At 59.8% G+C, this 24,537-nt stretch carries 21 protein-coding genes and 1 pseudogene; 5 read left to right on the forward strand and 17 right to left on the reverse strand.

Annotation, left to right across the window (positions count from 1 at the left end):
- Positions 1–131: 131 nt before the first annotated feature.
- A complete protein-coding gene (locus ACZRMO_RS28635; RefSeq protein ID WP_463975068.1) occupies positions 132–1,148 on the reverse strand; it encodes an ABC transporter substrate-binding protein in 1,017 nt (338 codons plus the stop codon).
- 132 nt (positions 1,149–1,280) lie between these two features.
- Positions 1,281–1,730: a hypothetical protein gene (locus ACZRMO_RS28640; RefSeq protein ID WP_017735803.1), complete on the reverse strand. Its 450-nt coding sequence runs from the start codon at positions 1,728–1,730 to the stop codon at positions 1,281–1,283.
- A 418-nt stretch (positions 1,731–2,148) separates the two neighbouring features.
- Here ACZRMO_RS28640 and ACZRMO_RS28645 point away from each other — a divergent pair, with 418 nt between their 5' ends.
- Positions 2,149–2,424 (forward strand): hypothetical protein, encoded by a 276-nt coding sequence (locus tag ACZRMO_RS28645; protein WP_463975069.1) that lies wholly within the window; start codon positions 2,149–2,151, stop codon positions 2,422–2,424.
- Positions 2,425–2,534: 110 nt separating this feature from the next.
- Positions 2,535–2,765, forward strand: a complete 231-nt coding sequence (locus ACZRMO_RS28650) for a hypothetical protein (protein WP_017735805.1) — start codon at positions 2,535–2,537, stop codon at positions 2,763–2,765.
- 11 nt (positions 2,766–2,776) lie between these two features.
- Here ACZRMO_RS28650 and ACZRMO_RS28655 read toward each other — a convergent pair whose 3' ends face one another.
- From ACZRMO_RS28655 to ACZRMO_RS28710, 12 genes are all read right to left on the reverse strand, one after another.
- Positions 2,777–4,405 (reverse strand): methyl-accepting chemotaxis protein, encoded by a 1,629-nt coding sequence (locus ACZRMO_RS28655; RefSeq protein ID WP_463975070.1) that lies wholly within the window; start codon positions 4,403–4,405, stop codon positions 2,777–2,779.
- A 135-nt stretch (positions 4,406–4,540) separates the two neighbouring features.
- On the reverse strand, positions 4,541–4,945 hold the full coding sequence (locus tag ACZRMO_RS28660) for a TraR/DksA family transcriptional regulator (protein WP_010564800.1): 405 nt from the start codon (positions 4,943–4,945) through the stop codon (positions 4,541–4,543).
- Between the two features lie 423 nt (positions 4,946–5,368).
- A complete protein-coding gene (locus tag ACZRMO_RS28665; RefSeq protein WP_124526318.1) occupies positions 5,369–6,391 on the reverse strand; it encodes an ABC transporter permease in 1,023 nt (340 codons plus the stop codon).
- A 28-nt stretch (positions 6,392–6,419) separates the two neighbouring features.
- Positions 6,420–7,973 carry a sugar ABC transporter ATP-binding protein gene (locus ACZRMO_RS28670; protein ID WP_463975071.1) on the reverse strand — a complete coding sequence of 518 codons (1,554 nt, stop codon included), beginning with the start codon at positions 7,971–7,973 and terminating at the stop codon, positions 6,420–6,422.
- Positions 7,974–8,027: 54 nt separating this feature from the next.
- The gene (locus ACZRMO_RS28675) at positions 8,028–8,957 is read right to left on the reverse strand and encodes a sugar ABC transporter substrate-binding protein (RefSeq protein ID WP_463975072.1); all 930 of its coding nucleotides are present in this window, start codon (positions 8,955–8,957) and stop codon (positions 8,028–8,030) included.
- A 48-nt stretch (positions 8,958–9,005) separates the two neighbouring features.
- On the reverse strand, positions 9,006–9,182 hold the full coding sequence (locus tag ACZRMO_RS28680) for a hypothetical protein (RefSeq protein ID WP_167337367.1): 177 nt from the start codon (positions 9,180–9,182) through the stop codon (positions 9,006–9,008).
- A gap of 128 nt (positions 9,183–9,310) precedes the next feature.
- Positions 9,311–10,339 carry a Gfo/Idh/MocA family protein gene (locus tag ACZRMO_RS28685; RefSeq protein ID WP_463975073.1) on the reverse strand — a complete coding sequence of 343 codons (1,029 nt, stop codon included), beginning with the start codon at positions 10,337–10,339 and terminating at the stop codon, positions 9,311–9,313.
- Between the two features lie 159 nt (positions 10,340–10,498).
- Complete coding sequence (gene iolG / locus ACZRMO_RS28690; protein WP_463975074.1) at positions 10,499–11,509, reverse strand: bifunctional inositol 2-dehydrogenase/D-chiro-inositol 1-dehydrogenase; 1,011 nt, start codon at positions 11,507–11,509, stop codon at positions 10,499–10,501.
- Positions 11,510–11,528: 19 nt separating this feature from the next.
- Positions 11,529–13,460 (reverse strand): 3D-(3,5/4)-trihydroxycyclohexane-1,2-dione acylhydrolase (decyclizing), encoded by a 1,932-nt coding sequence (iolD, locus tag ACZRMO_RS28695; RefSeq protein ID WP_463975075.1) that lies wholly within the window; start codon positions 13,458–13,460, stop codon positions 11,529–11,531.
- 10 nt (positions 13,461–13,470) lie between these two features.
- On the reverse strand, positions 13,471–14,259 hold the full coding sequence (iolB, locus tag ACZRMO_RS28700) for a 5-deoxy-glucuronate isomerase (protein WP_463975076.1): 789 nt from the start codon (positions 14,257–14,259) through the stop codon (positions 13,471–13,473).
- Positions 14,256–15,149 (reverse strand): myo-inosose-2 dehydratase, encoded by an 894-nt coding sequence (gene iolE, locus ACZRMO_RS28705; protein WP_463975077.1) that lies wholly within the window; start codon positions 15,147–15,149, stop codon positions 14,256–14,258. Before iolE ends, iolB begins: the two co-directional genes overlap by 4 nt.
- Before the next feature lie 165 nt (positions 15,150–15,314).
- The gene (locus ACZRMO_RS28710) at positions 15,315–17,252 is read right to left on the reverse strand and encodes a bifunctional 5-dehydro-2-deoxygluconokinase/5-dehydro-2-deoxyphosphogluconate aldolase (protein WP_463975078.1); all 1,938 of its coding nucleotides are present in this window, start codon (positions 17,250–17,252) and stop codon (positions 15,315–15,317) included.
- 284 nt (positions 17,253–17,536) lie between these two features.
- Between ACZRMO_RS28710 and ACZRMO_RS28715 the strand changes: the two genes are divergently transcribed.
- Complete coding sequence (locus ACZRMO_RS28715; RefSeq protein WP_463975079.1) at positions 17,537–18,445, forward strand: MurR/RpiR family transcriptional regulator; 909 nt, start codon at positions 17,537–17,539, stop codon at positions 18,443–18,445.
- Positions 18,446–18,503: 58 nt separating this feature from the next.
- On the opposite strand, the gene ACZRMO_RS28720 is transcribed toward ACZRMO_RS28715, so the two are convergent.
- The gene (locus tag ACZRMO_RS28720) at positions 18,504–19,400 is read right to left on the reverse strand and encodes a hypothetical protein (RefSeq protein WP_463975080.1); all 897 of its coding nucleotides are present in this window, start codon (positions 19,398–19,400) and stop codon (positions 18,504–18,506) included.
- Positions 19,401–19,739: 339 nt separating this feature from the next.
- Between ACZRMO_RS28720 and ACZRMO_RS28725 the strand changes: the two genes are divergently transcribed.
- Entirely contained in the window at positions 19,740–20,648 is a 909-nt protein-coding gene (locus ACZRMO_RS28725; protein ID WP_017735816.1) for a MurR/RpiR family transcriptional regulator, read from the forward strand.
- A 5-nt stretch (positions 20,649–20,653) separates the two neighbouring features.
- Here the strand turns inward: ACZRMO_RS28725 and ACZRMO_RS28730 are convergent, their stop codons facing one another.
- A complete protein-coding gene (locus ACZRMO_RS28730; RefSeq protein WP_463975081.1) occupies positions 20,654–21,496 on the reverse strand; it encodes a hypothetical protein in 843 nt (280 codons plus the stop codon).
- A gap of 160 nt (positions 21,497–21,656) precedes the next feature.
- Positions 21,657–23,090 (reverse strand): MocR-like pyridoxine biosynthesis transcription factor PdxR, encoded by a 1,434-nt coding sequence (pdxR, locus tag ACZRMO_RS28735; RefSeq protein WP_463975082.1) that lies wholly within the window; start codon positions 23,088–23,090, stop codon positions 21,657–21,659.
- A 92-nt stretch (positions 23,091–23,182) separates the two neighbouring features.
- Here pdxR and ACZRMO_RS28740 point away from each other — a divergent pair.
- Positions 23,183–24,421: pseudogene (locus ACZRMO_RS28740) on the forward strand (multidrug effflux MFS transporter).
- Positions 24,422–24,537 lie beyond the last annotated feature (116 nt).

Consider the following 24,537-nt stretch of genomic DNA (forward strand, 5'->3'; position numbering starts at 1 on the left):
CTACAACGACTACCGGTCGCCGGTCGCGAAGGAAAGGTTGGCGGCATGAACCTTAATCGGTGTCCAAGATTACTTGACCAGTTCAAGCCCGCTCCCACAGTTTGGATGTGTATCCGACAGTGACACCGAGGTTACTTCAGGCTCGCCTCAACCTTCTGCGCCACATCCTCCGGCAACCACGCCTTCCACACCTCCGGATGCTCCTTGAGAAACACCTGTGCCACTTCCCGTGGCGCCGTATGGTTCTCACTCATCGTCGCCAACGCCTTATTCAGCGGTTCAATGGGAAACTCAACCTTGGTGAAAACCGCCGCAATCTGCGGGTATTCCTGCTGAAACGGCGTCGACACACCAATGCTCAACTTGGACGCCAACGACCGTGTCGGCTTGGGATTGGGGTTGTCGGCATCCGTCAGGGTCTTCCAGGCGTCGGCATCAAAGGCCGGTTCTTCCAGCTGGATCAGTTTGTAGCGCCCCATCAAGGGTGTCGGCGACCAGTAATAGAACAGCACCGGCTTGCCCCGGCGGATCGACGAAGCAATCTCGGCATCCAGCGCCGCCCCCGAGCCACTGCGGAAATTCACGTAGCTGTCACTCAAGCCATAAGCCTTGAGCTTTTGTGCGTTGACCACCTCGGACGTCCAGCCGATCGGGCTGTTGAGAAAGCGCCCCTTGCCGGGCGACTCCGGGTCCTTGAACACGTCCTTGTAGCGCGCCAGGTCCTGCACGCGCTTGAGGTCCGGCGCCAGTGGCTTGAGGCCCTTGGCCGGGTCGCCCTTGACCACGTACTCGGGCACCCACCAGCCCTCGGTCGCACCCTTGACCGTATCCCCCAGACCCACCACTTTGCCTTCCGCCTCGGCCTTGACCCACACCGGGCTGCGGCCGGCCCACTCTTCGCCGATCACCTGGATGTCGTTCTTGGCCAGGGCCGTTTCCAGGGTGATGGTGGTGCCCGGCAAGGTGTCGGTGGGCAAGTCATAGCCCTTTTCAACGATAACCCGTAGCACCTCGGTGATCAGACTGCCGCTTTCCCAGTTCAGGTCGGCGAAATGAATCGGCGCCTGGGCAGCCGATACCGGCAGTGAAACCATCGACAGGCTCAGTGTCGTAAGCGACACGGCCAACAGCGCTCTAATTCCTTTCATGCCTGTGCACCTCGCGTTTTCGCAGCAACAGCGGACGGCTTTGCTGCCTATGCGCGAAGCCTCTGAATAGTTAAGTCAACTCAACTGTAGTAGAGGTTCCGGGAGAGACGAATTACACGTGGCGTTTACAACTCACTCACTGGCCTTGAAGGTAACGAGTTCACCCTTGCGCCACTTGGCAGCCTTGCCAGTCACGGCCTTGAGGGTCTTGGTCAGGCCTTCTTGCAATTGTTCATTGGCGGCAAACACCAGCATCACGCTATGGCCTTCCTTGAACACAATGCCCTGGCCTTCGGTGCTGGAAACAAAGGCGTAATCGCCCAGGCCGTACACCGTCAACTTGATATCGCGAAACTTCAATTCAAACTTGCCACCTTCGCGACTGGGCAACACCGCCGCACGAAAATGGTCACCCACCTTGAGTTCCAGGCGCTGTTTGTCATCCACCACCAGCGCCGTCTCGGTATCGATCTCGGCGATGTAAATACCTTCCGGCGTCTGTTCAGTGACGTAAACAAAACGGGATTGGAACAGCTTGACCAACTTTGCGCGCAAATCACCCAGCACGAATAACGCGTGCATATCCAGATTACTGACTGCCAAGGAAACGCCCCCACATTAAAAGAAGTGCTGACCGCCAGAGCAGACAGCACAAAAATACGGCCGTTACGGCACGATCACACAACCTGTTCATTGAAAAAAACTGATGAGACTCCCGATGCTGCGCCCCAAGACGAGTACAGACGTACTCGATGGACCTTATGCAAGGTCACCAGGCATCACAGCAAATCACAGGTTCGCCGACCCGGGGAATACGGGGCGACCCGCTTCAGAGAATAACCCTATTAAAAAGCGTGGTTTCCGACAACCTACACAAAACAATATACCTGGCATGGAACCTAATATCGGCCGGCGACGACAATACTAAAACAGCAGCACAGGTCAAAACCACCTGAAACGCTGCTGGCGTGTCACGAAGATCGACCGATAGGAGCTGACCATGCAACCACGTCAACACAATACTGCGTCTGCCAGCACTCATTCATCCTGGCATGACGAGCACCAATACTACTGCCTGCAAAGCCTCAGTGGGTACTCGTATTCGGTTCTTTACCAAGTTGTACCTGCCGGCAGGAACTTCTTTCATATCCGCGAAGTGACCAGCGGCCGGATCAAAGGTTTTCGCAGCGACCATATCCAGGCCTGCCAATTAGCCAAGGCATTGGAAGCCAGCCTGTATGACCTCCAAGGCGCAATCGTTTCGTCACCTGGCTGACTTTACCGCGCCGCCGCCCGCCAACAACTGCCATACTGGCCCGTCGATTGAAGTTTGCCCCCAGCGGGTCAGGTTTCATCAGTGCAGTTACCTTGAAGGGAAGGCTATACGTGACGGAATTTGATATTGGTGAATTTTTCATCCATGGCGACGCCAGGGAAGTAGACGGGGAGTTTCAAGCAGTCATCGTGATGCGCGCCAAGCCGCCACTGAAGGCTGTCACCACGCACCAGGTGGAAAAGGACCGTTGGTTCAAGACCGCAGACGCCGCCGCCATCGCGGGAAAAGAAGCCGCAAAGGCGCTCAAGACCGCCGTCGATTCGGGCGCGCTGACCTCCTGACCCCCTCGCCTCTACACGCCTTCCGGCTTGTACCCCAGTCGCAACCCACCCCAGTGCCGGCCCTTGACCATGATCGGCACTGACAGGTCATGCATCAACTCGCCGGTGTCGCGGGTGTAGGTCTGTAGCAATACCGCCTGTTGATGGCTGCCACAGCGAATCCCGGTGCGGTCCTCGAACTTGCGCTTGGTGCGGTTCTGCACCGCATCCACCTGGGCATCGCCGGTCAAGGCTTGGGCAAACGCCTTGTTGTGCGTCGGCACATAGCCTTGCGGCGTGCAGGCAATGGCGAATACCAAGCCCTCGTGACGCGGTAACAACGCCTCCTGAATCCCCGGCAGCACCTGGTCGGTGTAACCGTCGAACCGCGTGTGGTACTTGCTCGGACGGGTGTTCGGGATCGGCGTGTAGCTGCGGTCGAACAAGTCGTCCAGGCTGATGCGGTTTTGCAACACATCGGCCTCGAACTGCTCAGCGATGCGGCTTGCGCCTTCACGGGCGAGGTCATAGATGCGCTGGTGATAGTCATCCAGCCCGACTTCGGCCAAACGCTCACTGATGGTTTCAGCCTGCCCTTCCATCTGCACGGCGGCATCGGCCAGTTGCCGGGTTTGCTGGTCGCTCACCGCCAAGTCGCTGCGCATTTGCTCCACGGCATGGAACAGGCTGTCGAGCTGGGTGCGATTGGTGTCGGTACCCTGGGCGATTTCATTGACCTGCCCTTCCACATCGGCGGCCAGGCTGGCGATATTCGCCAACTGTTCGCCGGCGTGTTCCACCTGCTCGACACCGGTGTTGAGGTCTGCCGACAGCTGGCGAATCTGCTCCACCACCTGGGCCGTGCGCTGCTGGATATCCGCGACCATCACCCCGACTTCATCGGTCGCCGTGGCGGTACGCCCGGCCAACCCGCGCACCTCATCGGCAACCACAGCAAACCCACGACCGTGCTCACCGGCGCGCGCTGCTTCGATCGCTGCGTTCAAGGCCAACAGGTTGGTCTGGCTGGCGATGGACTGGATAACCAGGGTCACCCGCTGGATTTCCTCACTGCGCTGGCTCAAGGCCTCGATCAATTCACGGCTGGCATTGGCGCGCTGGCTGAGCTGGTGCATGCGCGTGATGGACTGCGCCAACACCTCACGCCCTTCGGTACTGCGCTGATGGGCCTGGCTGGCAGCACCGAGCGCCTGGCGACTGAGCTGGGACGTGACCTGCTCGGTGCCGATCATCACTTCGGCGCTACTGACGATCTGCTTGGCCGCGCTCAACTGCGATTGCAGGCGGGCCGCCAGTTGCTTGACCGAGTAGGCCACGCCGGCAGCGGACAGCGCGTTATGGCTGGTGGTATGGGACAAATCACGCGTCAATTCGCCAATCGCGTCGGTGGCAGCAGACTGCGCGACAACAGGCGTAGGGTTTTTCAGGCGAGGTAGCCAGATCACCAGCAAGGCCAGTGGCAGGCAGAAGTACAGCGGCAGGCCGGCAAACACCATGCCCAACAGAATCAGCACCAGGGCGGTGCTCTGCAAGAGCGGCGTCAGCCAGCCGGGCAGCCCGCGCGCCACCGTTTGCGGTGGCACTGCTGCGCCCATCAGAGATCCGTCTCCAGCCATCGTCGTCACCCCACTGTTTGTCATTATTGTCGCTGCATTAAACGCCACTATCTAGCCATTATCCATGGGCCTTTAGTGGGGTAGCTTGCAGCAGATCAATAGACGGGGCGAAACGGGTATTGCCTGGGGGCCACGTGTGCGCCCCCCAGCTTCAGCGCATCAAGCTTGGCGCTGGTGCTTGTCGATCTGCTCGTGGCGCTCTTGCGCTTCGATGCAGTACTTGGTGGTAGGACTGATCAGCAGGCGCTTGAGGCCGATAGGCTCGCCGCTGTCATCACACCAGCCAAAGGAATCTTCCTTGATGCGCTCAAGTGCACGCTCAAGTTGCGGCAGCATGCGCTGGTCGCGGTCGATGGCATTCACCAGCCAGGTACGCTCTTCTTCGACGGAAGCGGCGTCAGCCGGGTCGGCCGGGGTGTCCAGGCTTTCAATGGCGATACGGTTCTGCTCAATGCGCTCGTGGTGTTCCACTTTCATGTCTTGCAGCAACTGCTCAAAAAAAGCGTGCTGTTCGGCATTCATGTAGTCATCCGCCGGCATGGCCAGCAACTTTTCCTTTGTCATTGATTTCTCTATAAAAAATACGTGCATTAAGGCGAATAAGGGAGCGTTCCGGCCGACCTCTGCAGGTCTCGGAAGGGCGCCGTCCATTTCAAGCGCCACCCGGCACTCAATTTACGAGGGGCGGCAGTCTAAGGCCGACTTGAGGGCGCAGCAACTGAAAAGACAGGCAATTTTTCCGAGAAAACCCTTAAAAGCACCAGGACGGGCTTATTGGACGGTTATCGGAGTGCGTTTATAGCAAGAAATTCAGTGTTGTGGAGCTATATAGAAGACAAACGGTTGGAACGGGCCAGCGCCAGACCCCATGTGGGAGCGGGCTTGCTCGCGAATGCGGCCTGCCAGTCAAAACCTCTGTGACTGATCCACCGCTTTCGCGAGCAAGCCCGCTCCCACATTTTTTCCTGCGCCTGGCAGGAGATTGAGTCAGCGCTTCAGTTTGCGCTTGTTGCGGTATTGGTCGATGACCACCGCCACCACAATGATCAAGCCCTTGATGATGTCCTGGATATACGCATCCACCCCAACAAACGTAAACCCGCTGGCCATCACGCCCAGGATCAGCGCACCGATCACTGTGCCGGTGATGCGCCCTACCCCGCCTGCCAGGCTGGTACCGCCGATTACCGCAGCGGCAATCGCATCCAGCTCATAGGACATGCCCATGCCCGCCTGCCCGGTGGCAGCACGCGCCGAGGCCACCACACCGGCCAGGCCCGCCAACAGGCCGGCGATGCTGTAGACGATGATCAGGTGACGCTTGACGTTGATACCGGAGGTGCGCGCCGCCTGCATGTTGCCGCCGATGGCGTAGGTGTACTTGCCGTACTTGGTGTAACGCAGGGCGATATGGAAAATCACCGCCACCACCAGGAAGATCACCACCGGCATCGCGCCATGGCCGATGGCCGTGTACGAATCCGAGAGCATGCTCACCGGCTGGCCTTCGGTGTAGTAACGCGCCAGGCCACGGGCCGAGACCATCATGCCAAGGGTGGCAATGAACGGCGGGATACCGGTCACGGCAATGATGCTGCCATTGATCGCCCCCGCCAGCAGCCCCACGCCCAGCCCCATCGCCACCGGGATCCACACCGGCAAGTCTGTCAGGCTCGGGAACACAGCCCGGGAAAAGTCGGACGTCTGCGCCAAACTGGCAGCGATCATCGCCGAAAGCGCCAGCACCGAGCCGGATGACAGGTCAATCCCGGTGGTGATGATCACCTGGGTCACACCAATCGCCAGCAGGCCAATGATCGACACTTGCAGGATCATCAGCACCAGGCGCTGGGAGTTCATCAGGAAGCTCTGGTCACGCACGATCCAGCCAAACAACTCAAACACCAGGCCGATGCCGATCAGCACCAGGAAGATACTCAGCTCGGTCGGCATGCGCCGGCGTGTCTTGGTCGGCGCCGTGGCCGGTTTGTTATCCGTTATTGCGTTCATAGCCCATCACCTTTTTTTATTCTGTACGTCAGTGAACTGCCGTCATACCGGAAGCCAACTGCATGACTTTTTCCTGGGTCGCTTCGGAGCGATCCAGGGTGCCCATCAATTCGCCTTCGTGCATCACCATGACCCGGTCGCTCATGCCCAGCACTTCGGGCAGCTCCGACGAAATCATGATCACCGCCATGCCTTCGCTGGCGAGGAAGGAGATCAAGCGGTAGATCTCGGCCTTGGCGCCGACGTCGATGCCCCGCGTCGGCTCATCGAGGATCAGCAGGCGTGGATTGGTCATCAACCAGCGCGCGAGCAAGGCTTTTTGCTGGTTGCCGCCGGACAAGGTGTCGATGCACTGTTCAAGGGACGGGGTTTTCACCCGCAGCTTCTTGCACATGTCTTCGCACAGCGCACGCAGGGCTTTCTGCTGGATAAACCCGTTGCCCGAATAGTGCGGCAGCACGGCCATTTCCATGTTCTCCAGCACCGACAGGCAGGGGAACAGGCCGCTGAGCTTGCGGTCCTCGGTCAACAGCGCAAAGCCTTTCTCGATGGCCATGTGCGGGTCGGTAATGCGCACCGCCTTGCCGTCCAGGGTGACCTGGCCGCTGCTGCTGGGGGTAATGCCGAAAATGGTCTCGGCCACGTTGGTACGCCCCGAACCCATCAACCCGGCGATGCCGAGGATCTCGCCAGCGTGCAGGTCAAACGAGACATTCTTGAACACGCCGTCCAGCGTCAGCTCGCGCACCGACATCAGCAGGTCACCGATGGGCGTCTCGCGCACCGGGAACAACTGGCTCAACTCCCGGCCCACCATCATCGAGATCAGGCTGTCGCTGTTCATGCTGTCGGCGCGTTGCAGGCCGATGTAATGACCGTCGCGGAACACCGCCACTTCATCGGCAATCGCAAACACTTCGTTCATTTTATGGGTGATGTAGACGATGCCTTTGCCCTGGGCCTTGAGGTCGGCAATGATCGAAAACAGGTGGGCCACTTCCTTGTCGGTAATGGCCGAAGTCGGTTCATCCATGATCAGGATGTCGGAGTCGTAGGACACCGCCTTGGCAATCTCGACCATCTGCCGTTCGGCGATGCTCAGGTTGCCGACGTGTTCTTCCGGGTCCAGGTTGATGCGCAGGCGTGCCAGCAACTCGGCGGTGCAGCGGTGCATTTCGCGGTGGTTGACCATGTGCAGGCCGTTGAGCTGCTCGCGACCGATCCAGATGTTTTCGGCGATGCTCATGTGCGGCATCAGGTTGAGTTCCTGGTGGATCATCGCGATCCCGGCCTTTTGTGCTGACAGCGGCGTCTCGAACACGATGGGCTTGCCCCGCAGGCGGATTTCCCCGGCGTCGGGCTGGTAGATGCCGGCGATGATTTTCATCAGCGTCGATTTGCCCGCACCGTTCTCGCCCATCAGCGCCAGTACCGTCCCGGGGCGTACGCGCAGCTGCACATCGGCCAGGGCCACGACGCCGGGAAAGCCTTTGCTGATGTTGACGATTTCCAACAGGTAGGGTTCTTCCAACTCAATCGGCTGGACACCGGGAGGCTGCGAGACAGTGGCTTGAGCGAGCATAGGGAGGTACTCCATCGGCAGGGCAACCGCAGCTGCCCTGCTGGCTTATTGTTGTTATTTGAAGTCTTTGACGTTTTCGGGGGTGATCAGCTGGAACGGGATCACCACGTTCTGCTCGATAGGCTCGTTCTTAGCCATCTTGCGCGCTGTCTCAACCGACTTGTCCGCTTGGCCCTTGGCATCCTGGAAAGCCGACACAGTCATGTCACCCTTAGTGATCGCATTCAAACCATCCGGCGTGCCGTCGACACCGGCGATCAGCACGCCTTTCCTACCTGCCGACTTCAGGGCCATGGAAGCACCGATCGCCATCTCGTCGTTGTTCGAGAGCACCGCCTGGAAGTCGCGCCCTTGGGTCAGCCAATCGTTGACGAGAGTCATGCCCTTGTCACGCAGCCATATCCCGGTCTGCTCCTGTTCGATCTTGATGCCCGGGTATTTGGCCAGGACTTCCTTCACGCCTTTGGTACGGTTGGAGGTGGAGTTATTCGCCAAATCACCCAGCAGGATCACAATATTGCCTTTGCCGTCGAGCTTCTCCGCGATGTACTGCATTTGCAGCTTGCCCGCCTCGACGTCGTCCGAGGTTACCGCAGCTACGCCGGGGGCCAACGTTGCGCTGTCAGGCCGGCGATTGACGAATACCAGCGGGATTTTCGCCGCAGTGGCAGCCTTGATAATGTTCGCAGTCGAGGCTGTATCAACCGGGTTAACGATGATTGCATCGACTTTTTGGCTGATAAAGTTTTCGACCTGGCTAAGTTGCTTCACCACATCGGCGCGGGCATCTTCGAACTGCAGTTGCACGCCGTCACCCTTTGGGTAGGACTTGGCTTGTTTGTCCATGTCTTCGCGCAGGTAGGTAAGAAAGGTGTCGTCGAAGGCGGACATACTCACGCCTATCTTGAGATCGGCAGCCGAAGCAGCACCACTGGCCAGCAACAGCGACAGGGCCAGCGCGGTAAAACGGATCGGGGTCTTCATGAACGGTCTGTCTCCAGTTTCTTGTTGGTTTTTTGGACGTTGCGTTTATCAGAGCTCGGCAGGCAGCCGGACGACGGGTGCACCTGGAATGCAGCACACCAGCGCGCCTTTGTTTTCGACGCACAACACATTGAGAAAGGAGAAGTAGAACGGCCGGGCGCGGGGCAGGCCGCGTGGCGCAAGGGCTGGGCGTAAAACTCGCAGTACAGCGTTGAAGATTTTCATCTGACGGTACCTGGTTGTTTTTGATCTTGTTTTTGTTGAGTCGCCCGGATCGAGGCCGAGACGTACTTTATGCAACCTGGAAAAGACTTTATTGGAAAATAATTTCCATATCAACCTGTTTTAGAATTTTATTCTATTTTTGTTGAAACCACCTGCTGCCGCTCGGCGCTGAGGCGTGCGGCGTCCAATATACGGGTGGTTTCCAGCGCGTCATAGGCATCCACCGGCAACGGCCCCTGCCCTTGTACAGCCTGTTGCAACTGCTGATAGAACTGCGTCCAGCAGCCCTTTTCCGACGGCACCCGCTCGCGTTCCGGGCCTTGCTCGAACCAGCCCCAGCGCCGGTGCTCTTCCGCGCCCCAATGCTCGCCTTCGGTTTTCGGCGTCTTGCCGGCCATCAACGCCTCCTCCTGGCCGTCGAGTCCTTCGACGGTGTAACAACCCAAGGTGCCAGTTACGCGAAAACGCGGCGCCTGGCTGTTTTGCAAGGCGCTGCCCCACAGGTGGGAAATCACCCCATTGGCGTGGGTCAGGCAGACGAAAAAGCCATGGTCGAGGCTCGGGTGCTCCGCGCTGAACTGCAACTGCGCGAACACCCGATCCACCGGGCCGAACAGTTGCAGGGCCTGGTCCACCAGATGGCTGCCGAGGTCACGCAACCAGCCGCCGCCGCTGGCATTGCCGACGGCCTGCGGGCTGTAGCGCTCCACACGGGATTCAAAGCGGGTGATGCTGCCCAGGGCGCCGGCATCGATGAGTTTGCGCAGGGTCAGGTAATCCGAGTCCCAGCGCCGGTTCTGGTAGACGCTGAGCAGCACCTCATGGCGTTCGGCGGCGGTAATCAACGCCTGGGCCTGTTCGGCGTTGGCGGCGAAGGGTTTGTCGCTGACCACCGGGATGCCGTGCTCGATGGCTTCCAGTACCAGGGCCGGGCGGCCTTTGAGGGTGGTGGAGATGACCAGGGCGTCAACGCCGGCTTCAACGATCTGGCCGATGGAGTCAAAGGCCTTGAGGCCAGGATGATCGCTCGCTAACTGCTGGCGGCGTTCGGGGGATCGTGTGACGACGCCGACAAAGGTGGCGCCGGGCAAGGTTGCAATCAGCGGCGCATGAAAGAAGCGCCCTCCGTGGCCGTAGCCGACTAGTCCGATTCGCATGGTTTCACTCCTTCTAAAAAGTGGAAACCCAATCTAAATGTGGGAGCGGGCTTGCTCGCGAAAGCGGCGTGTCAGTCAGCCTATCTGTAGCTGATGTACCGCATTCGCGAGCAAGCCCGCTCCCACATTTTGAACTGCGTTCCACCTGTAGGATTGGGGTCAGCCGTAGAAGTGTGGGCGATCCGGCAAGCTCACTTTCACAATCTGCTCGCTGTTCTGCGCTTCGATACACGCATCCGCAGCGACGGCTGCCGCATACCCATCCCACGCCGACGGCCCACCCACCTGCCCGGCGCGCACGCTGTCGATAAACGCCTGCAACTCCACGTCATACGCACCGATAAACCGGTCCTTCCAGTCCATCAGAATCGCATTGGACAGCTTGGCGCCACTGCGCAGCTGCACCTGTGAAGGCTCCGGCAGCTTGGCAATACCGGTCTCCCCCACCACTTCGCACTGGATGTCGTAGCCGTATTGGCAGTTCACAAACACTTCCACGTCGATGCGCGTGCCCTTGGCGGTTTCCAGCAGCACGATCTGCGGGTCGCGCAGGTGGGCCAGGGCCTTGCTGGTCTTGCGCGGGAACACCACTTGCACCGACACGTAGTCGTCGTTGAGCAGCCAGCGCAGCACATCCAGTTCGTGGATCAGGGTGTCGGTGATGGCCATGTCGGTCTTGTAGTTCTCGCCCACCGTCGGGTTGCGGTGCGCGCAGTGCAGCATCAGCGGCTCGCCGATCTGGCCGCTATCGATTACGGCTTTCAGGGCGCGATAGCCTTCGTCATACGGGCGCATGAAACCCACTTGCACCAAGCGCTTGCCGTAGGCGACTTCGGCATCGACGATCTTGCGGCAGCCGGCAGCGGTGACCGCCAAGGGTTTTTCGCAGAACACCGGCTTGCCCGCAGCGATGGCCGCGAGCACGAACTCTTCGTGGCTCGGGCCCCAGGAGGTGACGAGCACCGCCTCGACTTCTGGCGCGTTGATCAGCGCGTGGCCGTCGGCATACACCTCGGCGCTGATATTCAAGTCCGCCACCACCTTGGCCGCTTGCTCCAGGTTGATGTCGGTCACCGCCACCACCTGGCTGTTGAGCAGGGTCTGGCTGCAACGACGGATGTGGTCACGGCCGATGGCGCCGGTGCCGATTACTCCAAGCTTCAACGACATGTAAAAACTCCTCTTGTTATTAGTACTGCCGGGCTTTCGCCAGCTGTTCATTGAGTTTTTTTGCAGCAGCATTCGTGCGCTCGCTGGTGGACACCTGCGCCACACCCACTCGCCACCACGACAGGTAGCCGTGGATCATGGTTTTCGGCAGGACCTTGATATCAATCAGCGTCGACACCGTTTGTGTACGCGCATCCGCCAGCGCCGCTTCGAGTTGTTCCACGGTGCTGACCTTGTAGGTCTTGCAGCCATACGCCGCTGCACTCATGGCGAAGTCCACCGGCACCAGGCCGCCGTCGAGCTTGCCGCTCTCGGGGTTGCGGTAGCGGAACTCGGTGCCGAAGCTGTCCATGCCATTGCCGATCTGCAGGTTGTTGATGCAACCAAAGGCCATGTTGTCCAGCAGCACCACGTTGATCTTGCGCCGCTCCTGGATCGAGGTGGCCAGCTCCGAGTGCAGCATCATGTAGGAGCCGTCGCCGACCAGCGCGTAGACCTCTTTGGTCGGCTCGGCGAGTTTTACGCCCAGCGCGGCATTGATTTCGTAGCCCATGCACGAATAACCGTACTCGACGTGGTAGGTGTTGACGCCCTTGCTGCGCCAGGCGCGTTGCAAATCGCCGGGCAGGCTGCCGGCGGCGGCGACGATGATCGCGTCGTCGGCCAGGGTGTCATTAAGCACGCCGAGCACGCGGCTCTGGGTCAGGCACGAGCCGGTCAGTTCGATGAATTCACGCAGTACGCCACGGTCGAGGTGGTCATCGACTTCGGGCACAAACGCATCGCCGTCGTATTCCACCTGATGCACGCGATCCACTTCAGCGTCGAGTTGCGCCTTGGCCTCGCGTACCTGTTCGCCCCAACCGCTGCGGTAGTCACCCAACGCATCCGCCAAGGCTTCAAGGGCCAATTGCGCGTCGCCCAGCACTTGCACTGCGTCGAGTTTCAACACATCGCAAGGGCTGATATTGAGGTTGAGAAACTTCACATCCGGGTGCTTGAACAGCGACTTGGACGAGGTGGTGAAGTCGGTATAACGGGTGCCGATACCGATGATCAGGTCAGCCTCTGGCGCCAGCAGGTTGGCCGCCAGGCAGCCGGTTTCGCCAATGCCGCCGACGTTCAACGGGTGGCTGGAAACCACCGCGCTCTTGCCCGCCTGGGTTTCCGCAAAGGGGATATCAAAACGCTCGGCAAACGCTTGCAGCGCCGCATTGGCGCCGGAGTACTTGACCCCGCCACCGCAGATGATCAGCGGTTTGCGCTTGCCCCGGAACGCGGCCAGCGCGTCACCAATCATCGCCGGTGTGGCCGGGCGGCGGTCGATACGGTGCACGCGTTTTTGCAAGAAATAGTCGGGGTAATCCCAGGCTTCGGCCTGCACATCCTGGGGCAACGCCAGGGTCACGGCGCCGGTTTCGGCGGGATCGGTGAGCACGCGCATCGCATGAATCGCCGCGGTCATGAGCTGTTCGGGACGGTTGATACGGTCCCAGTATTTGCTCACCGAACGGAACGCGTCGTTGGTGCTGATGCTCAGGTCGTGGAACTGCTCGATCTGTTGCAGCACCGGGTCGGGCTGGCGGCTGGCGTAGACATCGCCGGGCAACAGCAGCAGCGGGATGCGGTTGGCGGTGGCTGTCGCGGCGGCGGTGAGCATATTCGCCGCGCCGGGGCCGACGGAGGCGGTACACGCGTAGATCTTGCGGCGCAGATGCTGCTTGGCAAAACCGATGGCTGCGTGGGCCATGCCCTGTTCGTTGCGGCCCTGGTGCACCACCAGGTCACCGGCGTCCTGTTCCAGCGCCTGGCCCAGGCCGAGCACGTTGCCGTGGCCGAAAATGGTGAACACGCCGGCGACAAACTTGCTCTGCACGCCATCGACTTCGATGTATTGGTTGTCGAGGAACTTCACCAGGGCCTGGGCCATGGTCAGTCGGGTTGTGGTCATGTCGCGCCCCTTAAAGGTCCAGTAGCCAGCTGTGCTGCGGGTCGTTGTGGAAATGCCAGGCACGCTTGGGGCCGGCCATCACGTTCAAATAATAGGACTCGTAGCCGTACGGCACGCTGACCGGGTGATACCCCTTGGGCACCACCACCAGGTCGCTGTTTTCCACGGCCATGGCCTGGTCGATGCTGCGGTCGTCGGTGTACACGCGCTGGAACACGAAGCCCTGGGGCGGGTTGATCTGGTGGTAGTAGGTTTCTTCGAGAAAGCTCTGGTGCGGCAGATCGTCGGTGTCGTGCTTGTGCGGCGGGTAGCTCGACGAATGCCCCGACGGCGTGCGCACTTCCACCACCAGCAGCGAATGAGCCGGCGACGTGTCCGGCAGGATGTCGCACACGTAGCGGGTGTTCGCGCCCTTGCCGCGCACGCTGCGCTTGCAGTCTTGCGGGCGGATCAAACGGGGTTCATAGCCTTCGGTGCCAGGGGCGGCGCACACGGCGACCTGCACATCGCTCAAGGCCGTAACCTGGGCGATGGTGCCGGGCGGCAAGTAAGCGGCAAACGGTGATTTATCTTCAAACACCGACTGGCGATCACCGAGGTTTTGCCAATTGAAACCCTCGCCTTCGATGTTCACCCGACCGCTGAGCAGCACCAGGCACAACTCTTTATCGCCGGCGCTGACCGGCAGGGTTTCCCCCAGGCTCAATCGGTAGGCTTTAAAGCCCACGTATTCCAGGCGCCCGTCTTCGAGGGCAACCATGGTTTGCCCGCGTTTGTTGCTCTTGACCAACAGGCTCATGCTTTTGTCCTCTCAGTGAGAAGCGCACGCAGGGTGTCGTAGCCCTTTTTTGCATAGATATAGCTGGGCGCCACCGCCGGATCCTGCTCAGCTTCGACCACCAGCCAACCCTCATATTGGGCGGCCAGCAGCACGTCGAGCAGTTCACCAAACTCGATATCGCCATCGCCCGGCACCGTGAAGGTGCCGTTGACGATGCAATCCGGGAAGCTCCACATCTGGTTGCGCGCCAGTTGCACCACTGGCTTGCGCACGTCCTTGAAGTGCACGTGGCAGACGCGGTCGATGTGTTTTTTCAGCACCTCGAGCGGCTCGCCGCCGCCCATGTAGCAGTGGCCCGAATCAAACAACAGGCCGACTTCCGGACCGGTGCGCTTCATGAGTTGATCGATGTCGTCCGCAGATTCGACGTAGGCGCCCATATGGTGGTGGTACGCCAGGCGCACGCCTTGGGACAGGGTGAAGCGCGCCAGCTCAGTGAGCTTGTCGGCATATTCCTGCCAGGCCTGCTCGCTGTGGAAACGCGGGCGTTCGATCAGGCGGATGCGTGAGCCCTGGATCGAATCGGCCACTTCGCCGTACACCAGCACTGTCGCGCCGTTTTGTTTGAGCAGCTCAACGTGAGCAGCGATGGCCTCGATTTCTTCCGCCACCGAACGCCGCGCCAGGCGGCTGGAATACCAACCGGAGACCAGCGCCAGATCGTAGGGGCGCAGCACATCGCCGACGCCCTTGGCGTCCTTGGGAAACTTGCCGTTGAGTTCAAAACCTTCGTAGCCGATTTCCTTGCCTTCGCGCAGGGCGGTGCTCAGGGGCGTTTCACCGCCCAGGGCCGGCAGGTCGTCGTTGCTCCAGGAAATCGGGTTGATGCCAATTCGGATTGCGGGCATGGCTGCACCTTTTATTGTTTTTCAAAGTTGCATGAGAGCTGCTTTATGTGGGAGCTGGCTTGCCTGCGATTGCAGTGTGTCAGGCCATGAATCTGTCACTGGAAGACCGCTATCGCAGGCAAGCCAGCTCCCACATTTGAATGCATTTCAAGTCAAAGACGGTGTTCAGCTTCGGGCGCTGCGCCAGGCGTTGATCAGCTGTTCAAAGGTCGCCTGCACCCGCTGGATCAACGTCTCATCATCAATCTCCCCCGCCAGCCATGCACGGCTCGGCTCCTGGAAAATCGTGCGGCCCACCGCAAAACCCCGGCAGGTCGTGCTCTGGCTAGCTTGCTGGAAACCATCGGCCAGGCATTCGGCCGAAGCGTTCAGCCCCAGCAACACCACGCCACGGCAGTACGGGTCGCGTTCCTGGATCAGCTCATCGAGTTTTTTCCAATCCTCGGCCGACTGCGCCTCGATCTTCCACCACGCCGGGTAGATACCCAGGTTGTACAAGCGCTTGAGGCTGCGATACAGCACATCCGGGTAAGTGGACGGGTGATCCTTGGGCGGGATGACTTCCAGCAGCAGCTCATGGCCGCTGACCACGGAGGCGTCATACACCGCCTTGAGCTGGGCTTCCTGCTCAAGACGCAGCAGCGGTTCGTCGTCCGGGTGGTATTGCACCAGGCACTTGATGATTTGCTCCTGAGGCCAGGCGATCAGGTTGCTGCCCAGCGAACGGCCGTGTTCCAGCGCCAGGGGCCGCGAGTTCTGTACCTCCACCGGGCGCGCGATCCACCAGCCGCGACCGCTGGCGGCATTGAGCGCGTCCTGGCCGAAGCGTTGATCGGCCAGCAGGCCGACATCGGCCTCGACGCCCTGCTCGCTCAACTTGCGTTCCACACGTTCGATGGCCTGGATAAACAGTTGCTTGATCGCGCTGATGCGCGTGGTGTCCTGGCCGCCGCGCTGGGCCAGGTCCACCAGTTGCCAGCGGTGGTCGAAGGCAAAGATGAACAGCTGCTTCCAGGCTTTACGCGGCACTGTCACGCGGTGCAGGCGTTGCAGGGTTTCGTCGCGGTCCGGGCGGGTGATGGGCTCCGGGCTGTTGAACAGGTATTCCAGTTCCGCCGGGGTCGGCATGGCCGGTGCGCAGGCGTGGCGCGAGACAACGAGCCCACCGCAGGCATTGGCCAGCTGGCTGCAACGCTCATCGCTGGCGTCGTTGATCCAACCGCTGAGGAAGCCCGACATAAAGGCATCGCCAGCGCCGAGCACATTGAGCACTTCAACGCGCACGCCGGGGTAGATCGCGCCGTCTTCCAGGCGGGCCGGGATCGCGCCGTGGATCACCGTGCAGCCCTGCGGGCCGAGCTTGACCACCAAAGTCGCCGGCGTCAGTTCGCGCACCCGGCGCAGGGCCGTGAGCAAATCTTCGCTACCGCCCGCGATGAGGAATTCTTCTTCCGTACCGACAATCAGGTCGAAACGCGGCAGGATCGTCTGCACATGCGCACTGACATTCTGGTCGGCAACAAACCGTGTCTCGCCGTCGGCCTTGCCCGCCAGGCCCCACAGCACCGGGCGGTAGTCGATGTCCAGCACGCGCTTGACGTTGTGCTTGGCCGCATAGTCCAGGGCCTGGATGCTGGCCTTGTACACGCTGTCGGTGGAGAAATGCGTGCCGGTGATCAGCAGGGCTTTGCTGGAGGCAATAAAGGCTTCGTTGATGTCTTCGGCGCGCAGGGCCATGTCGGCGCAGTTTTCGCGGTAGAACACCAGGGGGAAGGTTTCACGGTCCTTGAGGCCCAGCAACACCAGCGCGGTGAGGCGCTCCGGGTCAACCTTGATGCCGCTGACATCGCAGCCTTCACGGGCCAGGGATTCGACGAGGAAGCGCCCCATATGGTCGTCGCCGACCCGGCTCAACATCGCCGACTTGAGACCAAGCCGGGCGGTGCCAAAGGCGATATTGGCGGAGGAACCGCCGAGGTACTTGGCGAAGCTGGACACGTCCTCAAGCCGCGCACCTACTTGCTGCGCATAGAGGTCGACGCCCAGGCGCCCGAGGCAAATCAGATCCAATTGACGCCCACTGGCAAAACGAGTCTGGCCCATGCTGGCTCCTGTTATTTTTATCAGCCTGCGTTGTGCCGCCGTGGCGACGGCAAACGCTCTTGGTGGGTGCAGACTAGAACGTCCGGCGACGGCAATCAATATTTATTCCATAATTATTTTTAGTGGAATATTTTTTCCAATACGTCAGCATAGGGGCATGCCAGCCGCCGTGCATCGTTTCAGCAGGCCACGCAGGCCGTGATGCCGGGGTATTTTTTTGCGCCTACCCTGTAGACTTGCGCCACCCATCAGCGCAACAGAACAACATGCCAGAAGGATTGCCCATGTCCCGCACCGATCCCGAGACCACCCTGGAAGACACCGTCGCCAGCCCTCCGATCAATGCCGAACGTCTGTTGCAGCTGATCACCGACGAATATGAAAGCCTGCCACGCCAGCTCAAGCGCATCGCCAGCTACATGAGCCAGCAGAGCGACCGCATCATGGTGGACCGCATCAGCGACATCGCCCGCGAATGCGAGGTGCACCCTTCGGCCATCGTGCGGTTTTCCCAGCGATTTGGCTTCAGTGGGTTCAGTGAGATGCAGGCATTGTTCCGCGAGGCCTACACCCACAAGACCACGCCGGTGCAGAACTACCAGCAGCGCATCCGCAGCATGATCGCCAACAAGTCGCAGAAAGCCAGTGGTGGCGACCTGGCGCGTGAGTGTGTCAACGCGACCTTGTCCGGCATCGAGCGCCTGGGGCTGGAACTGGATGACGTGGCCTTCGACAAGGCCGTGGACCTGGTAGTGAATGCCGACAATATCTACGTGGTCGGCGTGCGCCGCTCGTTCGCGGTGGCCGATTACCTGGTCTACAACCTGCAACACACCAACAAGCGTATCCACCTGATCTCCGGCCTGGGCGGCAGCTACCGCGAGCAGATGCGCAGCGTGCGCGCCAATGACCTGGTGATCGCCATCAGCTTCACGCCCTACGGCAAAGAGACCCAGCACTGCCTGCGCATCGCCCAGCATCATCAGGCCAAGACCCTGATCATCACCGACAGCAACCTGTCGCCCCTGGCCAAGCGGGCGAACGCGGTGCTGTTGGTGAATGAGGGGTCGTCGTTTGCCTTTCGCTCGTTGAGCGCCACGTTGTGTCTGTGCCAGGCGTTGTTTATTGCGGTGGCGTATCGCTTGGAATTGAAGGTGGATGAGATTCATGAGCAGGTTGGGTTTGATGGTTAACTCAAAGGGAGACTACCTCCCGGCATCCTTAATTACCGCTGCCATAAAAACCAAATGACTACCGGACTAAGAATTTTGCAGTCACTCGATAATCAGTGGCTGCATTACCACGCATGCAGCACTCGAAGGAACCTCTAGCTTCCCCCGCTCCAGGGAGAGAACCGAATGTCAAAACACCCTTGAAAGCCCAACCAATAAGGGACTGGCTGTGAATGGTATAATTGACACTCGCTATATCATCTCTGGATAAATCGTATTGGGGATCGGTCTGACCATCAGCGAGTGTGATAACGACGACGCGCGTGACAGCGGGTTGCCCGGCAACCCAAAACCCACGAACTAGCCAGTAGGCCGGCCGAGACCCCCACTGGGGCACATAAATCCGCTCCACATCAGTGGCTATAAAATCAGAGACACTATCCGGGCCTCCCTCGATAGAACCCACTATGTACCCTTCTCCGATGACTGATCCAGACGGGGTCATTCCACTCGACGGCGTTGCATCAAAACCTTTCAGATCCAAGTCGCCAGCTGTGATCGTTACCTCATTACCCAATCCTGAGTAGGCCTTGCCGGAAAACGTCGCAGTCAAATGATCACCGCTATTGGCAAGCGAAACCGTCATCGTTCCGGAGGCGAACGTGTGGGGTTCAGTGGAATTAAGGTTATTGACTGCATAGACGGAAAAAATCTCAGAGGTTGAAAAATCAAACTTTACATTAGTTTCCCCAGGGTTTAAGTCGCGAAAACTAAACGTCAAAAAATGACCCGTCATGCCAGTATGCGAAAGGCTTTGCCGAACACTTATATAAATTTTTCCATTTTGCCTCCACATTCGTGTCAAAGTACCATCATCTTTAAACTTATAGTTAGAAGGCACAATTTCAATATTGTGTATATCCGCCTCTGCCGTGCCGATGGTTTGAATATTCGCCACACTCGCTGAATTAGTCATCGCCGCCTCCGTTGCCGCCAGTAAGTTACCTTTCTGTAGGTGACATCACGCTACGGCCCATGCTAGTACCCCCCCGTAAAACGTGTCTACTGTGAAACCTTACAGGTATTACAGCGGCACATCAGGTGTAACGCTGCTGGAGCGACACATTGCGCAGCTGATCGAGAATCCGTGCGCGAATCCAGTAGATCACCGGTACCTGGATCAAGGTCACCGATGCGCCATTGCGTAGGGCCAGCGGGCCACGCAGGCCGTGATGCCGGGGTATTTTTTTGCGCCTACCCTGTAGACTTGCGCCACCCATCAGCGCAACAGAACAACACGCCAGAAGGATTGCCCATGTCCCGCACCGATCCCGAGACCACCCTGGAAGACACCGTCGCCAGCCCTCCGATCAATGCCGAACGTCTGTTGCAGCTGATCACCGACGAATATGAAAGCCTGCCACGCCAGCTCAAGCGCATCGCCAGCTACATGAGCCAGCAGAGCGACCGCATCATGGTGGACCGCATCAGCGACATTGCCCGCGAGTGCGAGGTGCACCCTTCGGCCATCGTGCGGTTTTCCCAGCGATTTGGCTTCAGTGGGTTCAGTGAGATGCAGGCATTGTTCCGCGAGGCCTACACCCACAAGACCACGCCGGTGCAGAACTACCAGCAGCGCATCCGCAGCATGATCGCCAACAAGTCGCAGAAAGCCAGTGGTGGCGACCTGGCGCGTGAGTGTGTCAACGCGACCTTGTCCGGCATCGAGCGCCTGGGGCTGGAACTGGATGACGTGGCCTTCGACAAGGCCGTGGACCTGGTGGTGAATGCCGACAATATCTACGTGGTCGGCGTGCGCCGCTCCTTCGCGGTGGCCGATTACCTGGTCTACAACCTGCAACACACCAACAAGCGTATCCACCTGATCTCCGGCCTGGGCGGCAGCTACCGCGAGCAGATGCGCAGCGTGCGCGCCAATGACCTGGTGATCGCCATCAGCTTCACGCCCTACGGCAAAGAGACCCAGCACTGCCTGCGCATCGCCCAGCATCATCAGGCCAAGACCCTGATCATCACCGACAGCAACCTGTCGCCCCTGGCCAAGCGGGCGAACGCGGTGCTGTTGGTGAATGAGGGGTCGTCGTTTGCCTTTCGCTCGCTGAGCGCCACGTTGTGTCTGTGCCAGGCGTTGTTTATTGCGGTGGCGTATCGCTTGGAATTGAAGGTGGATGAGATTCATGAGCAGGTTGGGTTTGATGACTGACCCAACTATGCGGTGACGTCAAACCGTCCAAGCCTTATGAAATAGCTGGGCTCGGTATTGAACCGCACAGTGGCGTCAAAATCGCCTGTCGACCGGCCAGAAGAAGGAAGGCTGGAATATTTCAGCACGCCGGCAATAGACGACGCCTCCTCAAGCGTTGTTTCGTCATATAGATAAACAATGGCTTCAGACGGATTGGCCAAGTTATAGGGAGGGGCTCCGGCCCCCGCATGCACAACAGCACTGACATGAAAGGGAAGCGACGGCCAAGGGCCAAAATAGTGAGCAACCGTATACCAACTTCCAAAGCCGTCATCGAATCTGTCAAACGTCGCCCCGCGGAAAGAAGTCCCGTCAAATGGACCGCCCACAAAGGTTGCAGTAAACGTATCGGCAGTGGCCATTTGGTTAAACCCGGTCATATCCACGGCCCCATCAATGTCCACTGACTTCAATGGGCTGTTACGTGCGGTACACTTTACCGTTGCCGTGAGGTGACCGCTTGCCGTCAGCGTAGCAATCACGACGCCATTGTCGAACAAATGGCCGACAAACCCACCGCTGGGAGAAAGATCAGTGAAATTACCCACCACGTCCTGCGGAACGTTGTAAGTACGGCTGACGCCGTCGGCCACAATATTCCTGAACCGCAGTGACAGGCTTCTTTTTTGCCGAAAGTTTGCGTCCTTCTGCCCGCCCGAGGCAAATACTTCAGATACCTGCTGCACCATACTTACATCATGCTGATCGGTGACAAAGTTCCTGTCTGGCTGACTTTGATCCAAATACTTTATAACTGCATTGATTTGGCCAACGGTATTAGATGCTGCCGACTTTAAATTAGCCATGCCTATTCTCCTGAACATAAGCAGATGGGCATACCCACCCAACGAAACTCTAGCGCGTTCAGGCATTGACTTTCTACTGTCAACATTTACAGGTTTAAAAACACTCGCCACTGTCGCAAAAATGCATGTCACGTTATCGCCGACTTTTGGCCAACCAGGTTTAACGAGTGACCACACAGACTTCCAATAACCGCGCCAACGTCCGGCCGTGATAACGGATCTGCGCCAGGGTCAGCGCGGTATAGCCAATGATCACCGCTGGCGACAGGGTCACTTGGGTACAGAACTTGCGTAGCGGTTGCAACGTCAGTCCTGCATGCAGGGCACGGGTGCAAAAATAGTCCTCCCCCACTCCCGCTGGCAACCACAACACAAAGTGCAAACCCGCCTGTTGACCGCTGACCCTGCAGCCCTCAGGCAAGCATTCGAGCAACGCATCGCGTCGCGCCTGATAGGCCTGGCGTGAAGCACGCAAATGCCGCACAAACGCGCCGCTGCGTAGAAACTCCATCAACCCCAACTGATCCGTCGCCCCCACCGAATGCCCGGTGAGTTGCAACGTGCGCAGCAGCGAGCGGCGTAGCCCTTTGGGCACCACCATGAAGCCCACACGCAACCCAGGGAACAGGTTTTTGTTGAAGCTGCCGCAGTAGATCACCCGGTCGCCACTGTCCAGGGACTTGAGCGCAGCCAGTGGCGCGGCGTTGTAGTTGTACTCGCTGTCGTAGTCGTCCTCGACCACCCAGGCATCGGCGCGGGCGGCCCAGTCCAGCAGCGCGAGGCGCCGCGACACCGACAGGGTCATGCCCAGCGGCGCCTGGTGGGCCGGGGTGACGTAGGCCAGGCGTGCCACATTGGGGAGTTGGTCGGTGTCGATACCGTCGGTGGTGACGGGAATGCGGTGCACATGCGCACCCGTCATACCGAACAAACGTCGCGCCGGCGGATAACCGGGGTCTTCCACACACGCAATGTCATCCGGCTGGAGCACAGTGCGGGCAATCAGGTCGAGGGCATGGCGAATACCGCTGGTGACGATCACTTCATCGGCCTCGCACTGCATGCCGCGAAAGCTGCGCAGGTAATCGGCGATCTGTGCGCGCAGCTCAGGCAAGCCAGCGGGATGGGCCGCTTCGAGCACGCCCGGGCCCACCGCCTGCAAGCCACGGGAGATACAGCGGGCCCAGCTCTTCAAATCGAACAGGCTGGCATCCGGGCGCCGGGCAACAAAGGGCACATGGCTTTGCACGCCGGTGTCCGGTTGATCGGGCACCGCCTCGCGGCGCGGCGCGGCACTCGCCACCGGTGCCGCAATAAATTGCTCGGGGATCACCGCACACACCCGTGTGCCAGAGCCGGCCAGCCGCTGCACATACCCTTCGCTGTGCAACCGTTCAAAGGCCGCTTCCAACGTGCCACGGGACACCAGCCAACGCTGCGCCAGGTTGCGGGTGGACGGCAGTCGGCTGCCGGCCGGCAACTGCCGATTGAGGATGGCGGCGCGCAGGGCGTCGTAGGCGCCCTGCTGCTTCCCGGCGTCCAGGCTGTCGGGGCGGGGTAGGTCCAGGGCAGATGCAGCTTTTCCGCGGCTCATAGTGGTCCAGTCAGTTCAGCCGTAAGTGGCCCTCAGGATTAAACCACAATGCCGCTAGAGTTTGAGCCCTACCCCTTGCGAAGAAACTTCCCATGACCCAACGCGCCCTTTCCACCGGGTTCTGGCTGGTGCTGCTGACCGTGCTGATCGCCCTGCCGCGCATCACCCTGGACATGCACCTGCCCGCCCTGCCGGCCATGGCCGACTACTTCCACAGCAGCGACAGCCAACTGCAATTGACCCTGACCCTGTACACCCTTGGCTCGGCGATTTCCCTGCTCGTGGCCGGCCCGCTCACCGACCGCTTCGGCCGCCGCCCGGTATTGCTGGCCGGCCTGCTGCTGTATGTCGTGGCGACTGTGGCCTGCGCCCTGGCCGACAGCCTCACGGTGCTGATCATCGCCCGGTTGTTCCAGGCCCTCGGCGGTTGCTGCACCACCGTGATCGGCCGCGTGATCGTGCGTGACTACTTTGACCGTCACGAGCAGGCGCGCTTGCTGGGGCTGATCTCCATGGCCATGGCCGTATCGCCGATGGCCGCGCCGGTGCTGGGCAGCCTGATGCTGCCGTTCATCAACTGACGTGGGCTGTTTGTGCTGTTGGGGTTGATCGGCGCCGTGCTGTGCCTGGTGGTTTTTCGCCGCCTGCCCGAAACGCGTCCGCCAGAGGTCGCCGCCGCGCCGCCGAGCAACCTGTTGCGCATCTACAGCCAGCTCCTGCGCGACCGTTATTTCCTGCGCTATTCCCTGGCCATCGGCTGCGTGTACAGCACGTATTTCCCGTTCATTGCAGAGTCGTCGGCGTTGTTACAGAGGGGCTACGGCCTGTCTGCCACGACCTATGCCCTGGTGTTTGCAGCGACCATTAGCGGCTACATGCTGGGCGCGAATCTGTTTCGCCGGCTGGTACTGCGGTTCGAGCCGGATCGCTTGATTGCAGCTGCCATCGCGTTGAATGTGCTGGGCAGCCTGACGCTCGCGGCAGCAACCACCGTGTTGCCGGGTGAATGGCTGGCGATCGTGTTGCCGATGGTGGTGATCATGGTGTCGGTGGGGATGGTGATTCCGGCTTGTCAGCTGGCGGTGTTGCAGCCTTACGGCACGATTGCCGGGACGGCGTCGGGGTTGTTCTTTTTTACCCAGATGTTTTTGACGGCGCTGAGTAGTTGGGCGACGGGGTTGTTGTCCGATGGTACATCTGGCCCCTTGGTCGTCATGACCTGCATGGCAACGGTGCTACTGGTGACCAGTTGGCTGACACTGCACAAAACCCAATGTGGGAGCGGGCTTGCTCGCGAAAGCGCAGTGTCAGTCGATGCATCCAGTGGCTGACACGCCGCCTTCGCGAGCAAGCCCGCTCCCACAGGGGGGACCGAGCCAGGCTCAGGTTTAGTGTATGAAGATGGCAATCAGGATGATGACCGGGATAGGCACACCGAGGAAGAAAA

Source organism: Pseudomonas sp. B611, from assembly GCF_055407965.1.